The organism is Sphingomonas phyllosphaerae FA2 (assembly GCF_000427645.1).
Classification (GTDB): Bacteria; Pseudomonadota; Alphaproteobacteria; order Sphingomonadales; family Sphingomonadaceae; genus Sphingomonas; species Sphingomonas phyllosphaerae.
In genome coordinates this window covers 981,676-996,688 of the sequence record NZ_KE386571.1, presented here as the reverse complement: position 1 = coordinate 996,688, position 15,013 = coordinate 981,676, and the positions used below count along the sequence as shown (strand labels likewise).

At 63.9% G+C, this 15,013-nt stretch carries 9 protein-coding genes and 1 pseudogene; 5 read left to right on the top strand and 5 right to left on the bottom strand.

Going from position 1 to position 15,013, the window contains the following annotated elements:
- Positions 1–64: 64 nt before the first annotated feature.
- Positions 65–1,177 carry an ROK family transcriptional regulator gene (locus tag SPHPH_RS18975; protein ID WP_238302909.1) on the bottom strand — a complete coding sequence of 371 codons (1,113 nt, stop codon included), beginning with the start codon at positions 1,175–1,177 and terminating at the stop codon, positions 65–67.
- A 95-nt stretch (positions 1,178–1,272) separates the two neighbouring features.
- Between SPHPH_RS18975 and SPHPH_RS0105180 the strand changes: the two genes are divergently transcribed.
- The 3 genes from SPHPH_RS0105180 (at position 1,273) to SPHPH_RS21530 (ending at position 5,950) form a co-directional block, all read left to right on the top strand.
- A complete protein-coding gene (locus SPHPH_RS0105180; protein ID WP_028965734.1) occupies positions 1,273–2,553 on the top strand; it encodes an MFS transporter in 1,281 nt (426 codons plus the stop codon).
- Positions 2,554–3,143: 590 nt separating this feature from the next.
- The gene (locus SPHPH_RS18970) at positions 3,144–5,252 is read left to right on the top strand and encodes a putative bifunctional diguanylate cyclase/phosphodiesterase (protein ID WP_051272844.1); all 2,109 of its coding nucleotides are present in this window, start codon (positions 3,144–3,146) and stop codon (positions 5,250–5,252) included.
- Positions 5,253–5,410: 158 nt separating this feature from the next.
- The gene (locus tag SPHPH_RS21530) at positions 5,411–5,950 is read left to right on the top strand and encodes a PEPxxWA-CTERM sorting domain-containing protein (RefSeq protein WP_238302906.1); all 540 of its coding nucleotides are present in this window, start codon (positions 5,411–5,413) and stop codon (positions 5,948–5,950) included.
- Between the two features lie 509 nt (positions 5,951–6,459).
- On the opposite strand, the gene SPHPH_RS0105165 is transcribed toward SPHPH_RS21530, so the two are convergent.
- A complete protein-coding gene (locus tag SPHPH_RS0105165; protein WP_028965732.1) occupies positions 6,460–11,532 on the bottom strand; it encodes a M10 family metallopeptidase C-terminal domain-containing protein in 5,073 nt (1,690 codons plus the stop codon).
- Between the two features lie 289 nt (positions 11,533–11,821).
- Here SPHPH_RS0105165 and mgrA point away from each other — a divergent pair, with 289 nt between their 5' ends.
- On the top strand, positions 11,822–12,901 hold the full coding sequence (gene mgrA, locus SPHPH_RS0105160; RefSeq protein ID WP_037488124.1) for an L-glyceraldehyde 3-phosphate reductase: 1,080 nt from the start codon (positions 11,822–11,824) through the stop codon (positions 12,899–12,901).
- A 76-nt stretch (positions 12,902–12,977) separates the two neighbouring features.
- Here the strand turns inward: mgrA and SPHPH_RS0105155 are convergent, their stop codons facing one another.
- The 3 genes and pseudogenes from SPHPH_RS0105155 to SPHPH_RS21765 all read right to left on the bottom strand — a co-directional run.
- Positions 12,978–13,385, bottom strand: a complete 408-nt coding sequence (locus SPHPH_RS0105155; protein ID WP_028965730.1) for a c-type cytochrome — start codon at positions 13,383–13,385, stop codon at positions 12,978–12,980.
- On the bottom strand, positions 13,375–13,632 hold the full coding sequence (locus SPHPH_RS20405; protein ID WP_028965729.1) for a cytochrome c oxidase assembly protein: 258 nt from the start codon (positions 13,630–13,632) through the stop codon (positions 13,375–13,377). Before SPHPH_RS20405 ends, SPHPH_RS0105155 begins: the two co-directional genes overlap by 11 nt.
- 28 nt (positions 13,633–13,660) lie before the next feature.
- Positions 13,661–13,765: pseudogene (locus SPHPH_RS21765) on the bottom strand (cytochrome c oxidase assembly protein); the annotation flags it as partial.
- Between the two features lie 64 nt (positions 13,766–13,829).
- Here SPHPH_RS21765 and SPHPH_RS0105140 point away from each other — a divergent pair.
- Positions 13,830–14,995, top strand: a protein-coding gene (locus SPHPH_RS0105140; RefSeq protein WP_420329280.1) for an IS3 family transposase whose coding sequence is annotated in 2 segments (ribosomal slippage) — positions 13,830–14,091 and positions 14,091–14,995 — 1,167 coding nt in all. Because the reading frame shifts where the segments join, the coding sequence is not laid out codon by codon here.
- Positions 14,996–15,013 lie beyond the last annotated feature (18 nt).

Genomic DNA, 15,013 nt, shown 5'->3' with positions numbered 1-15,013 from the left:
CCTTGTTCATTCGATGGCGGCCCCATGATCAAGATTAATGACAGCTTTATTTTCTTACATGAAATTAAATGGTCGAGGAGCGCGAGGTGATCGCATGAATCGGGATCATCGCCGCGCCGACGACTACCGCGCGGCTGCCGATAGCCGAGGCGCGAACCGCAGGCAGTGTCGAGCGATACCCGTCGGTGCGATCTTGCAGCATATCGCTAATGCCACTGGCGATTTCCCGGATAATCGTAAGCGGCAGCGCGCCCGAGATGACCACCGCGCCGGGATCGAGCCACACGATCCCGCTCATCACAGCGAGATGTAATTGTTCGACCACCCGCGCGATCCAGGTGGCGATCAGCGGCGCCTGTTTGTCGAGCAATCCCTCGATCTCGGCAAGCGAGTCGATCGCAACGCCGGCCTCCCGCAGCACGCGGATCAGATCGATGCCGGACGGCCGCTCGCGCTGCGCGGGAAAAAGCCGGCCGACCTCCCCCGAATTGCCGTGCTCGCCCAGGAACAGGTCGCGCTCCGCGATCAGCCCGCCGCCGATGCCGTGCCCCAGAAACAGCGTCAGCACCGATCGGTAACGACCGATTACCCCATCCTGATAAAATTCGGCGAGCGCCGCCGCGCTGGCATCGTTCTCGGTCCAGACGGGCATGCCCAGCACGTCACCGATCAGCTCGGCCAGCGGCACGCCGTTCCAGCCCGCGATCCGGTCGACGACGATCCGGCGGCTGCGGTCGCCCGGCAGCGCATAGCCGGGCACCGCGACCCCCATGCCCAGAAACTTGCCTTGCATGAAGCCGTGCGCCGCCGCCAGTACCTGCAATCGCCGCTCGACGGCTTGCGCGAACACCCGAGGATCGGGGCTGTCGAACGAAGTCGCGTCATGGACGAGCGGCGTGCCGCGGAAATCGACGATCACCAGTTCGAGCCAGCCCGGATGCGGGGTCGCGCCGATCGCCCAGCCGCCGCGCCCCGACACGCTCAGCGGCACCGTCGGGCGGCCGCGCGCCACGGCCTCGTTCGTACTTCGCTCTTCGATCAGGTCGAGTGCGAGCAACGACTGGGTCAGCCGCGTCATCGTCGCGCCGTTCATGCCCAGCAGTTCAGCCAGTCGAGTGCGCGATGCCGCGCCCTCGATCCGTAACTGCATCAGCAAGCGCCGCTGCGGTTCGTTCAACAGGATCTGTGGCCGGTGGCTGCGCAACATAGTGGGCCAATATATTTTCGCTGCGTCAAATAAATGAAAGTGACCTCCGCTAGGTTCCTACGGCCATGATCTTCATCCGCTCGCCCAGCCCCGCCCCTCGTCCCGCCTCGCTGGCGGTGCAATGGGGCTATAGTGCCGGAAATCTCGGCAAAAGCGTGGTGTGGAACAGCTTCGAGAGCATGATGCTGTTCTTCCTGGTGTCGATGGCCGGCTTCGACGCGATGACGGCCGGGCTGATCCTGGCTGCAGCGCTGTTGTGGGATGCCGCGTTCGACCTGATCGTCGCCTGTTGGAGCGACCGGCGTGGCCATGCGAACGAGTTGGCAGCGCTCGTGATCGTCGGCGCGCCGCTCTGCGGCGTCGGCTTCTGGCTGATCTTCATCCTCCAGGGCTCATGGGCGATCGCGGCGGCGATCATCATCTGCCGGATTGGCTATTCGTTGTGCGATGTAGGTCACAATACTTTGCTGCTCCGCGTCGCGCGTGCACCTGGAGCCGCGGCGCGGGTGTCGGGTCTTCGCCTTTTGTTCAGCGCAGCAGGCGTGGCGCTGCTGGCGCTGGTGTCGGGGTCCAGCCTTTCGCTGACGGCGCTGGCCATGCAGCGCCAATCGTTGGCGGCGGGTGCGCTAGGGGGTGGACTGCTCTACGTCACGACGTTGTTGCTATCGCTGCTCGCCACGCGCCACCTGCCGGTGAGCGTCGATGACCCGCCGCGGCGTGTATCCGCACGCCCCCTTTCGGTCTGCTGGCGCAATCCGCCGTTCCGCCGCCTGCTGCTGCTGATCGCAATCCAGGCGAGTTTCGTGCCGATCTTCCAACGTGCCTTGCCCTTCTATGGGCAGGCGGTACGCGCCGATGCTGGCTGGGCCGGACCCGCGCTGTTGACGCTGACCCTGGCCCAATCGCTGGCGCTGCCCGGCTGGATGGCGATCGCGCGACGCCGGCCATCGCGCACTATCGCGATCATGGCTTACGCAATGGCAATCATCGGAATGGCTGGCCTGACGATCGCTTCGATCGGGACGGCGGGCACGATCATGATAGCGATCTTCGGTGTCGGGCTGGCCGGGATGAACCTTGCGATCTGGGCCCTACTGACCGAAACGGTACATCGGGAACTGTCCGGCGCAGCAGACGGAGAGGCCACGCCGGTCGGTTTGTTCCTGGCAGTGCTGAAGAGCGCCGCGGCGCTCGGAAATTTGTTGTGGGCCAGCGTGGTCGCGCTGGGAGTGGATCGCTCTTCTGGAGCGATCGTCGCCGACTGGCCACTGCTTCCGCTAAGTGCGACCTTGCTGCCGCTGCTCGGCTGCTGTGCTGCGCTACTTCTGCTCCGCAACGAGATGTAAAGCCGTCGGCACACCGGCTTACGCAAAGGTGGTGCGTGTCCTCTGCCCCTACCTCACCTTGCCGCGCTTCGTGCAGGAAACCCGGTCGCCGACCTTACCCGCACCCGTCATCAACGCGAGCCCTTTCACACCACCCAAGGCGGACACGCGCACGGCCGCACTTCGTGTGCAAAACATGGATCAATTACTAAAGTATTGACGTTTACCATCCATCCTAAGCGTTCTTCAACTCAAGCATTGCCGGTGATCAGAGGAAGATATTGCCAACGAAAACAACAATGTAGTCGACGCCTTCATCACGTCTAGACAGCAGAACACATTTTATTATAGCTATTTTTTACAACAGCCCGCCGAACTCTTTGCCTTGCTGGTGACCCACACGTCATATTAGGAGCGCAATGTGTGGCAAACAAAGTAGCGCAGAGCTTCCCTCCCTTGCAGATTATAGTCTGTAAGTCTTTGTAATTTTGCATGTTCGTTCGAACTAGCAAACCATTAAATGCCAAGGCAATGCGCCGTACGGCTTCGGCGCGACGCGCATTCATTGCGTTGCCTCGTGGGACGAAACAATTGACCCGGGACGATCTTCGATGACGAGCGTCGCACTTTGTATCGCGCGGGAGCACGATCTGCGGCTGGTGGCGTTGGCGCTGCTGATCTGCCTGATCGGCTCCGCTGCGTCGGTGCAATTGTTCAGCCGCGTGCGGGCCGCATCGGGCCACAGCCGCCTTGGGTGGGTGATCCTCGCGGCCGTCAGTGCTGCAACGATGGTCTGGGCGACCCATTTCGTTGCGATGATGGCCTACCGCGCGACAGCGCCAGTGGTGCTTGATCCCTTATTGACGTTGGCTTCGCTGCTGGCGGTCATGTGCCTTGCCATACCCGGGATCGCGCTCGCAGCGCGACATTGTTCATGGTCCGGCGCGCTGGGCGGCTTTGTGATCGGCGGCGGCATCGCGCTCATGCACTATATCGGCATGGCGGCATACCGGGTGGATGGTATCGTCGCCTGGGACGGGCGCTACATCGCCGCCTCGGTGGCGCTTTCCTGCGGGCTTACCGCAGCCGCTTTCCACAGCCTCACCTCATCGACGCGCGCGGCCAACATCCGGGCGGTCGGCCTGCTCAGCCTGGCCGTCGCAGCGCTACATTTCACCGGCATGGCCGCGATGCACATCACGGTATTGAAGCTTGGCAGCGGATTGTCGGACCTGACGATGGAGGCGCTGGCGGTCACCACTGCCGTTGCCACCTGCATCATCGTCGGCTGTGCCGCGATCAGCGCGCTGATCGACGGACACACGCAAAGCGAGTCCTATCGTCGTCTTCGCCAGATGGCGATGCACGACGGACTGACGGACCTGCCAAACCGAACGAGCTTCATCGAAGAACTTGAGCGGCGGCTGCTGGTGGAGGGCGGGTACCCTCGCATGGCAGTGGTGATGCTGGATCTTTCGCGGTTCAAGGTCGTGAACGACACCTATGGCCATCAAGCAGGCGACCGGCTGCTCGTCGCCTTGGCCGCGCGACTGGGTACGATCCTGGACGACCGAGCGCTCGTAGCACGGCTCGGTGGAGACGAGTTCGCCGCCGTCATGTCGTACGACGATCCCGATCACCTCACGCACTTTCTCGCCCGGCTCAGCCACGCCTTCGTCGAACCGTTCGAACTCGACCGTTTTACCGCATCCATCCGCGCGAACATCGGCGTCGCGCTGACCATTTGCGATGGTAGGGACGCCGATGCGCTGCTCGCCAAGGCCGATCTCGCCATGTACCGGGCGAAGTCCGCGCATTTGTCGCAACCCTGTTTTTACGACCCACAGATGGATGATGCGGTTCGCGAACGACGCGAGTTGATCGCAGACCTGCGCCATGCGCTTGATGCTGCGGCGTTCGAGATGCATTATCAGGTTCAGGCAGCGATCCCGTCAGGCGACATTACCGGCTATGAAGCGCTGGTTCGCTGGCATCATCCGACACGAGGCATGGTGCCGCCCGGATTGTTCATCCCGCTGGCGGAAGAGAGCGGCGATATCGTCGCGTTGAGCATCTGGATCTTGCGACGGGTATGCTTCGAGGCGGCGTTGTGGCCGAACACGCATCCGGTTGCCGTCAACCTGTCCCCCATGCATCTGGCGGACCCACGCCTGATCGAGACGGTCCGCGCCGCCCTCGCCGACAGCGGCCTTGCACCGGAACGACTGTCGCTCGAACTGACCGAAAGCGCGATCATCCATGACCGTCGCCTCGCGCTCGAGCAATTGAAGGCGTTGAAAGCGATGGGTATCGGCATCGCGCTCGACGACTTCGGGGTCGGGTATTCATCACTTGATGTGCTGCGGTCGTTCCCGTTCGACCGCATAAAGCTCGACGCCTCGTTCGTTGCGGAGATCGAGCACGACGAGCAGGCCGTCTCCATTCTACGATCGGTCGCGACGCTGGGCCTCACACTGAACATGTCGGTGCTCGCGGAGGGGATCGAGGAACCGGCACAATTGGCGATCGTCGCGCGCGAGGGATGCTCCGCCATCCAGGGATATCTTATCGGCAAGCCTTCACGGTCGCTCGCCGATCCTGAGCAAACACGCAAGATCATGTCGCTCAAGCCTCATCCGGTGGTCGTCCATGTCGATCCGCCCTCGGTCGGAACCATGAAGGACGATCGGCTTCCGTCCGCCAATTTTTGGCCGACTTGATGGGACCGCGGGCCTCATCGCGAGGATGAGGCAGCGACGCTGCGTGCAAACAACGTCGCGTCTCAAAACCGGACAGTTCGTCGATTAAAGCGCCACGGAAGGCAGCATCATGCTTGACCGGTGCGGAGGTGTTATATTGAGATAATAACTCTAGCGCCTTGATCGAAGGGGCTGATGGAAATGGGGGGTTTGTAATGACAAAGTGGCAGATGATAAGCGTCGCCGCGCTGGCGAGCCTGGCGGCGATCCCGGCCGAGGCAGCGCAGTTCGACTTCCAGTTCGGTGACTATTCCTGGTCGATCGACAGCGATGACGCGCCTTACCAGAACGACACTGATGGCTTGGTGTATGCGGGCATCGCTTCGCTTCAGTCAGGTACGACCGGCCCGACCTTTGACATCGACTTCTTTTCAGATTCGAAGAACGGTGGCCTGCGTTTGACCGACGCCGACTCGGGCGACATCTCGGCTTTCTCCGGCGCGACACTGTACAGCATCGCGGGCAGCGCGATCCGTTTCAACACCGGCAACTTCGACCTGACGCCCGTGTCCGGCGGCACGCCGTCACGGCTGACGATCTCGACGGCGGCGGCAGTGCCGGAGCCGGCGACTTGGGCGATGATGATCGTGGGGTTTGGCATGGCCGGCGCCGCGCTACGCTCCCGCCGTCGCGCAGCACCGCAGGCGCAGCACGCCTGATCACCGGTAAGACAAGAAAGGGATCGCGCGCAGGCATTGCGCGCGATCCCTTTTCTATTACAGGCGATTTTGTCGGGGCGGACAGCAAATGGCGACACCGCGACTAACCGCTCCCGGCTCAAACTAGCTTAAGCGACCACTCGCGGCCGTTTGCTTGGGCACTCACTTGCATTTCATCTGCCCACCGCTGGCCAGCGGTGAACGCGCACCCGCCCCACTGAACTCGAGATAGGCGTTTCCTGCCGGCGAGGCCATCGCGCTCGTCTCGGTAAGTACAGCTGAACCTCGGCCTTGCAGGTCGAGCGGGCAACTAGGCTGTAGAACGGGCGATAGCTCACCCAATTGGCATCGGGGCGAGCGAGCACTCGGCGGGCCTTGTTCAGGGATCTGTCGCAAATGCTGCTCTGGCGCACCGTCCGGTACGAGCGCGATCACCGATCACCCACCAATCAGTTGCCACTGCCGCCACATGTAAGGCGGCCCCGGCGTGATGCCGGGGCCGCTCACCCTTAAGCGATATGCAGGTGCGCATCCATTGCGAAGCGCGCCCAATGCTGCGTCGGGTCGAAGGTTTCCGCGACCAGACCATAGTCGGGCGAGGCCGCCGCCGGGGTCGCCTGCGTGACGGCAGAAGCGTCGATCCACGGATCGGTCAAGGCCGCGCCCGTCACCGGTGCCGCGTCGGTCTGCCTCGTTGCCGCCTGCCCCTCCAGCGTATCGGCGGACGTCCAGAGATCGGGAATGGCGTTCGACAACGGCACGATGTCGGTCGCGCCGGTGATCGGCGTCGCCGCTCCACCCTTCGGATCATACGGGGTCACGACGATCGGCGTGAACACACCGTCGCCATCGACGCGGTAGAAATTGTCGGCGGTGAAATCCTCGACCTTCGTGTTTTCGAAGGTCAGCATCGTGCGCCACTGGAAGTACGTTCCGGCCCGATCCATGTCGACCTGAAGCTGCACGCTCGTTCCGTCCTGCACCAGCTTCATCTGATCGATCGAGAACGGATTGAGCCCGGTGAACCAGCCACCGAGGATATACGACAGATCGACCTTGTCACCGCCGGCACCCGCCTCGAAATCGTGGATGATGTTCGTCCGGTCCAACTCGCCGGTGAAGTTGTCCGCGTAGAGGATCGACAGCGTGTCGCGCCCTGCCCCCAGCGTCACTTCCAGCGTCGACGGATTGAGACCGCCGATCCCGATCGCGACGATGTCGTCTCCCGCCCCCGCATCGACGTGGCCGGTCTTCTGCCCGACGATATTGATCCGATCGTCACCAATGCCGCCAATCAGCGTCACGGTATCGGTCTGGCGATAGAAACGCGGCGCGACGAAGCGGCTGAAGGTCGGGATCGAGAAATATTCGACCAGGTCGTTGCCCTCGCCACCATCGACATACACCATCTGCGGTGCCTGACCATAAGTGCGCGCGACACCGAGAATGTCATCGCCGCCGAAGCCATAGATGCGATCATCGCCGCCAAGTCCGTCGCGGATCAGATTGGCCTGATCGTTGCCGTAGATCGTGTCGCTGAAGGCGCTGGTGGTCACGTTTTCGAAGTTGCGGATCGTATCGATCCCGGCACCGCCGGTGTCCTGCGCATCGGTGCGCCGCAGGGCGACGGTCACGCCGGAGGTCGCGCTGGCGTAGCTGACGGTGTCGTTGCCGATCCCGCCGTCAAGCCAGTCATCCCCCGCGCCGCCGCTCACGATGTCGTCGCCGGCGCCCGCCGACAGGTGATCGTTGCCCGCCCCGCCTTGCAGCACGTCATAGCCGTCGGCGGTTTCGACCCAATCGTCGCCATTGCCGCCGTAGAAGCGCAAAGCCTCGATGCTGGTCACCGATCCGTGCGCTACGCCATCGGCGTAGACGACGTTCGTCGCTTGCGGATCCTGCATGTTGAGATGGATCGCCTCACGGCGGCCGTCATAATAGAGCACGCCCAGGTCGTTGCCCTCGCCGCCGTCCAGCGTGTCGAACCCGCCGTCCATCAGCACCAGACCATCGATGACGAAATGGTCGCCATATTGAGAAACGATCGCTGATCCGCCGATCAGGACGTCGTTACCCGAGCCACCGAGCAGCAGGTCGTCCCCCTCACCGCCGATCAGCCGGTCCGCGCCGCGCCCGCCGATCAGCGTATCGTTGTTCGACGTCGCGACGGCGTTGGAGATCCGCAGCTTCTCGTCGCCGACCAGCATATCGTCCCCGTCGCCGCCCTCCAGCCAGTCGTCGCCTTGCCCGCCGACCAGCACGTCGACATCGCTGCCGCCGATCAAGCGGTTGGCAGCGGTGGTGCCGGACAGGACGTTGCCGTGATCACCGCCGACGACATTCTCGATCCCGTCGAACAGATCGTAGCCGCCGCTCCCTGTATTCTGCTGCGACGTGACGGTCAGATCGACTCTCAGCAGACCCCCAGTCTTTGCGTAATCGACGGTGTCGCTACCGCCGCGTCCCACGTAGAGATCGTCGCCACCCGCATCGTAGAAGATGTTGTCGTTGGCGTCGCCGAAGAAGCTGTCGTCGGCGGCTCCGCCGCGCAGGTTCTCGATGCCGAACAGCAGGTCGGTCCCCTCGCCGGTATCGTAGGGATCGGTCCGAGTCAGATCCACGAAGTGGCTGACGTTGCCGCCGAAAACAGCGGTGTCGTTGCCCGTGCCGCCGTCGATGACGTCGTCGCCGAAGCCGCCGTCCAGCGTGTCGTCGCCAGCGCCGCCGACCAGCAGATCGGAGCCTTCGCGACCACTGAAGGCGTTGTTCCCGGCATCGCCGATCAGCATGTCGTCGCCGTAGCCGCCTTCGACCGCCTCGACATTGCTGAAGGTCGCCAGCGTCGCGCCGTCCGCCCGCGCGGTCACCACGCCGCTGCCCTGCCCGGTCAAGCGTGCCCAGACGCCGGTGTCATGGGTGTAGAAGCTGACCGTGTCGAAGCCCGCGCCGCCATCGATCGTATCGGTGCCGTTCGACTGGCCGTTGGCGCTGTCGATCAGCACGTCGTCGCCCGCACCGCCCCTGATCGCGTTCGCCTTCGCGTCGCCCATCAGCGTGTCGTTGCCCGCGCTGCCCAGAATGTCCTCGAACCCGGTCGCCAGCACCGACGATCCCGGCTGGAGGAATTGGTCGCGCGCCTGCGCGCCGAGGCTGAACGACACGCCGCGGTCCAGCCCGGCGAAGGAAATGGTATCGCGCCCTGCGCCACCGTTCAGGATATCGTGTCCACCGCCGCCGGCGATTACGTTGTCGCCCCCGGTGCCGGTCAGGACATCGTTGAAATGCGACCCGATCAGGTTTTCGACGCCGTTGATCGTGTCGGTACCCGAACCACCCGTGTTCTGCGCCTTTGTGACGGTCAGGTCGACCGACACGCCGGCACGGGCCTTGGCATAGGACAGGGTGTCATTGCCGGCGCCGCCCGAGATCAGGTCATCGCCGCTCGCCGCGACCATCAGGTCGTCGCCTTCGCCGCCGTAGAGGCGCGCCGAGCCGACCGCCGTAACGTCGCTCGGTACTGCCGCATTTTCTAATGAGACATTGAGGATATAGGGCATGTCGTAGGCGAAGCCGCCCAAGGCATCGGCCGGCACGCCCTGATCGTCATAGCTGACGTAGATCCCGCCGACGTGCACGTAGTAGACGCCGTCGGCCGGGATCAGCGCTTCCAGCCACGGCGCTCCGCCAGAGCGGCTGCCGGCGTCGGTGCGATCAACGCCGAAGTTGCTCGCGAGCACGTTGCCGCGCGCATCGATCAGCTCGATTGCGGTCATCGACGGCGGCACGTTGTCGAGGTCGAGGATCAGCTTCGAGCCTGCAGCGGCGGTGAAGCTGTAGTAATCCGCGCCGCCGCCGGGCCCGGTCGCACGCACCGTCGCGTGCGGCAGTTCGGTCGATTGCGTGACGATGTTCGAACGCACCAGATCGAACGAGCCGTCGAGCTTGACCGCCCCCGCAGCCGACTGGTTATTCCACGGCGTCGTCTCGATCAGGTCGGGACGATCGGTATAGACGATCGTATCACCGCCGCCGACCAGCGTATCGTTGCCCGCGCCGCCGTTCAGATAGTCGCGACCGCCGCTGCCGCCCGACAGGAAATTGTCCGAACGATCGCCGATCAGCGTATCGGTGAACGCGGTGCCGATCGCGCCCTCAACCTGACGCAGCACGTCGCGATCGTCACCATTCGCGACGATGATGTCGGCGGTGTTGTTGTTGAAGGTGATGCTGATCGCGGACTTGGCATCCGAAAAATCGGCGACGTCGTTGCCCGCGCCGCCGATCAGCATATCGCTGCCCGCGCCACCGGCGAGCAGATCGTCGCCCGCGCCGCCTTCCAGCCGGTTGTTGGCCTGGTTGCCGACGATCCGGTCGTTCCCGGTGCCGCCGATCGCATTTTCAATCAACGACGCCGTATTGCCTTGATACAAGAGGGCATTGGCGACGTTGCCGATCATCGGCGCGTCGCCATCCACATAAGCGAGCGCGTTGGCCACCTGCGCGCTCGACAGCGTTGAAAAGCCGCCCGGCCGCAGGTCGATCGACAGGTCGCCGGTGTAGTTGCTGAAGTCGTAGGTGTCGTTGCCGCCGCCGTCCCAGACGGTCTCCAGCACCTTGTTGCCAGCAGGCGCATCGCGCCACACGCCGTTCACCGACAGCGCCCCGGTATTCGGGTCCCAACGGTAGACGGTGTCGCCGGCGTTGGTCGCGTAATTGGCGCCGTAGAGATATTGGAGCGCGGCGATGTCGTACATCATGTACGTCTGCGCCTGGTTCTGCTGATCGCCGTTGAAGGTCGAGGTGGTGTTGGGCGAGGTCGTGTACGACATGATCGACCAAGGCTGTCCGTCGCGATCATATTCCAGCGCGCGGGTGCCGTGGAACGCTTCGTCGAGACCGAAGAACGAGCCGAGATCCTCGTCGGTGTAATCCGAATGACCATGCTTGAGGCCGAGCGTGTGCCCGATCTCGTGCATGATCGTGACGAAGCCCCAGTTGCCGCGTTGCGGCGCCTCGTAATAAGGCTGAGCCGTTCGCCCGAACCAGATGTCGCCGCCAAGGTTGTCGACGGTGTGCGGGAAATAGCCCATCGCCGATCCGACGCCGGCCGACGCTGTAGACGACAGGCGGAAGGTCGGCCGCTCCGGGCCGTCGGCCGCCACCTCGACGAACTTCAGCCCGGTATAGCCCGAAACGAGATCGAACGCCTGCCGCGCCGCCGCCTGCTGGGCGGCGTTGAACGGCAGATGCCGGGTATTCTCCCCCGCATCGTAATTGGCGCCGTACACGTCGCCGCTGCCAGGGAACGAGAAGGTGAGCGTGGTCGCGGTCCAGCGCGAGCCGATCAGGACCGCGTCGATGTTCCGGTCGCCGCTGTAGTAATAGAAGCCCTGGTCCGAATAATGCTGGGTGAGCATTTCCGCGCCGCTGCGCGCGATCGCCGCGTCGCTCGTGACGTGTGGTGTCGAGGACCCGCTACCCGCCATCGCCGCACAGAAGGCGCATCCGCAACCCGTCACGGCGTCGGTCGTCCCGGCCGTACCGAAGTTCGTCAGATTGTCGGTGATCGTCACGTTGCTCATCGTTGTCCCCCAACCGCATGCAGCGGCGACCTGTTATTGCCGTATTAGTGTTAGTTTGTAACAAGGCTAATGCCTTGTCAAACAGGGTTAAGCCACGGCCACGATGGGCGCCCGTTAAATGATCCAAATTGAGACGAGTTGGTTACAGCCGGATCGCTCAGACGCTCGAAGCTTACACGGGCTGGTTGCACCGGACCGCGCCGGCTGATGCACACAAGATAACGAGTTCGCCCCGCGGAAATGAAACGCTGCGATCGTCACGCGTTGGACGGGCACGAAAGGAGCGTTCATGCCGTCCAATCCTCCCTATGTCGCCTCGCCCCAACGATACGATGACCAGATGCCCTACCGACGCACGGGCCGAAGCGGTCTGCGGCTTCCGGCCGTCAGTCTCGGCCTTTGGCAGAATTTCGGCGGCAGCGACGTGTTCGAGACCGGGCGTGCGATCCTGCGTCGTGCGTTTGATCGTGGCGTCACCCACTTCGATCTCGCCAACAACTATGGCCCGCCCTACGGATCGGCCGAGGAAAACTTCGGTCGCGTGCTCGCCACCGATTTTCGCACGCACCGTGACGAGCTGATTATTTCGACCAAGGCGGGATGGGACATGTGGCCTGGCCCCTACGGTGACATCGGATCGTCGCGAAAATATCTGATTGCCAGTTGCGACCAGAGCCTGAAGCGCATGGGGCTCGACTATGTCGACATTTTCTATTCGCACCGCGTCGATCCGGATACTCCGCTCGAAGAGACGATGGGCGCGCTGGTACAGTTACACCGGCAGGGGAAGGCGCTGTACGTCGGCATTTCGTCCTACGAACCCGGGCTGACCCGCGAGGCGGCGCAAATCCTCGCTGCCGAGAAGGTGCCGCTGTTTATCCACCAGCCCAGTTATTCGATCCTGAACCGCTGGATCGAACGCGAGCTGCTCGCCACGCTGGAAGATCTTGGCACCGGCTGCATCGCCTTTTCTCCGCTGGCGCAGGGCATGCTGACCGACAAGTACCTGAACGGCGTACCCGAGGGTACGCGCGCCGGTCGCGGCGGATCGCTGTCGACGACGATGCTCACCGAGCAGAACCTCGCCGCCATTCGGGCGCTCAACGAAATTGCGAATGCGCGTGGCCAAACGCTGGCGCAGATGGCGATCGCGTGGGTATTGCGGGATTCGCGCGTCACGTCGGCGCTGATCGGCGCGCGCACTGTCGAGCAGCTCGACGACTCGCTCGACGCGGTGCGGACCCTCGACTTCTCCACCGACGAACTCTTCGCCATTGACAAGGCGGCCGCGGATGGCGGGATCAACCTCTGGGCAGAATCCTCCGATATCGTCACACTGCCCGCGGCGCAGGGTGTGCCAGCTTCGTAGGACCGATCGATCAACACGTCCACGCCAGGTGATCGGCGCCGCAAGAGCCGGTCACCTCCGGGCACCTCACGCCGGTTCAGTCGAGCGTGTAGAGATACGCAGTCATGTCTCGGGCGTCCCGCGCCGTGACATCCTGCTCGGGCATGCCGTTGCCGGGCACCACCGTCTGCGGATGGCGCAGCCAGTGCTCCATCGCCGCAGGAGCATTGGGAAGCCGCCCAGCGATCGTCGCGCGTATCGCCAGCTTGTCGAGACTCGGCCCCACGACCCCCGTCGCGCCGGGGACGCCCGGAATGACGTGGCAGCTTCCGCAGCCATAGGCGGCGATCGCGAGGCGGCCCGCCTTACTGTCGCCGCCGCTCACCTGCTCCGCCATGATCCGGCTGCGGGTGCGCGTTTCGGCATACATCGCAATGCCCGCGATAAGCGCCGCCAGCGCGGTGGCGCCGAACAGCAAAGCGAGCCACTTGAGGCTAGCCGGCATGGCGTGCGCCTGCTGCCTGGTCGATGAGCAATCGGCGCAACAGCACCAGCGCCGCGCCGGCATGAACCAGCCCGCCCGGCACCCACATCAACAGCCCGGCGAATTGCTGGTCCTCGGCCGGCGTCAGTCCAAACGGCGCCATTCCCATGCTGGCATAGCCATCGTACCAAGGGCTGGTAGCGAACGCCATCAACGCCCCCAGCGCGCCCGACACGATGGCGGTCGCGACGAGGCACAATGCCGCCACACCCCCCCGGCGTGCGCCGATGCAGCATCGCGGTCCAGAACAGCAGCGCCGCGATGAGGAAGGACAGGTGCTGCGCCACGTGCCATCCTTCCTTCGCAAGTGCGCGGTTGAATAGCGCGGGGGCGTGCCACAGTGACGTGACCCCCGTTTCTTCATCCAGTTGGAGCTAGAGACCGGCCCTTGAAGGGACGGACGGAATGAAGCGGAAGCAGTTTTTGGAAGAGCAGATCATCGGCATCCTGAAGGAGGCCGAGGCGGGTGCAGTGGTGACGGAGCTTTGCCGCAAGCACGGTATGTCGAGCGCGACGTACTATGCCTGGAAGGCGAAGTTCGGCGGCCTGGAGGTATCCGACGCGAAGCGTCTGCGGTCGCTCGAGGAGGAGAATGCTCGACTGAAGCGGCTGCTCGCGGACACGATGCTGGACAATGCGGGGTTGAAAGACCTGCTGTCAAAAAAGTGGTGACGCCCGCCGCGAAGCGGCAAGCGGTCGCCCATCTCCAGGCGACGCTGGGGATGAGCGAGCGGCGGGCGTGCATGGTCATCGGAGCGAACCGCACGAGCATGCGGTATCGCTCGTGCCGGGCGGATGATGGCGACCTGCGGTCGCGTTTGCGTGAGCTGGCGCAGCAGCGCCGGCGGTTCGGCTATCGTCGGCTGCACATCCTGCTTCGCCGGGATGGCATCACGATCAACCGCAAGAAGACCCAGCGGCTCTATCGCGAGGAAGGGCTGACGGTCAGGCGTCGGAAGGGGCGAAGGCGAGCGGTTGGCGCACGGGCGCCCGCGCCGGTGCTGGCGCTCCCCAATCAGCGCTGGAGCCTGGACTTCGTGCACGACCAGCTCGTCACCGGCCGGCGCTTCCGCGTGCTCAACATCGTCGACGACGTGACGCGCGAATGCCTCCGGGCGGTGGCCGATACGTCGATCTCAGGCCGGCGGGTCGTGCGCGAGTTGACCGCTCTGATCGCCGAGCGTGGCAAACCGACGATGATCGTCAGCGACAACGGGACCGAGCTGACGTCGAACGCGGTGCTCGCCTGGTCCGGTGAGGTTGGCGTCGAGTGGCATTACATCGCGCCGGGCAAGCCGACGCAGAACGGGTTCGTCGAGAGCTTCAATGGTCGCATGCGCGACGAACTGCTCAACGAGACGCTGTTCTTCACCATCGGTCAGGCCCGCTCGATCCTGGCGCGCTGGGTCGACGACTACAACACCGAGCGGCTGCACTCGTCGCTCGGCTACGCTACCCCGGCTGCGTTCGCTGCCGGGCTCGAACAGCAACGGACGGGGTTAACCCCGTCCGTTGCTTCACCTGCGCTCATGCGCAACAACACCGGTCGGTCTCTGGTTGCCGCTGGATGAAAGACTGGGGTCACGTCA

Excerpts from the sequence above, each read along its gene's own strand:
- SPHPH_RS0105165 (WP_028965732.1), bottom strand. The coding sequence starts at position 11,532 with ATGAGCAACGTGACGATCACCGACAATCTGACGAACTTCGGTACGGCC.
- mgrA (WP_037488124.1), top strand. The coding sequence starts at position 11,822 with ATGCCGTCCAATCCTCCCTATGTCGCCTCGCCCCAACGATACGATGAC.
- SPHPH_RS0105155 (WP_028965730.1), bottom strand. The coding sequence starts at position 13,385 with ATGCCGGCTAGCCTCAAGTGGCTCGCTTTGCTGTTCGGCGCCACCGCG.
- SPHPH_RS0105180 (WP_028965734.1), top strand. The coding sequence starts at position 1,273 with ATGATCTTCATCCGCTCGCCCAGCCCCGCCCCTCGTCCCGCCTCGCTG.
- SPHPH_RS18970 (WP_051272844.1), top strand. The coding sequence starts at position 3,144 with ATGACGAGCGTCGCACTTTGTATCGCGCGGGAGCACGATCTGCGGCTG.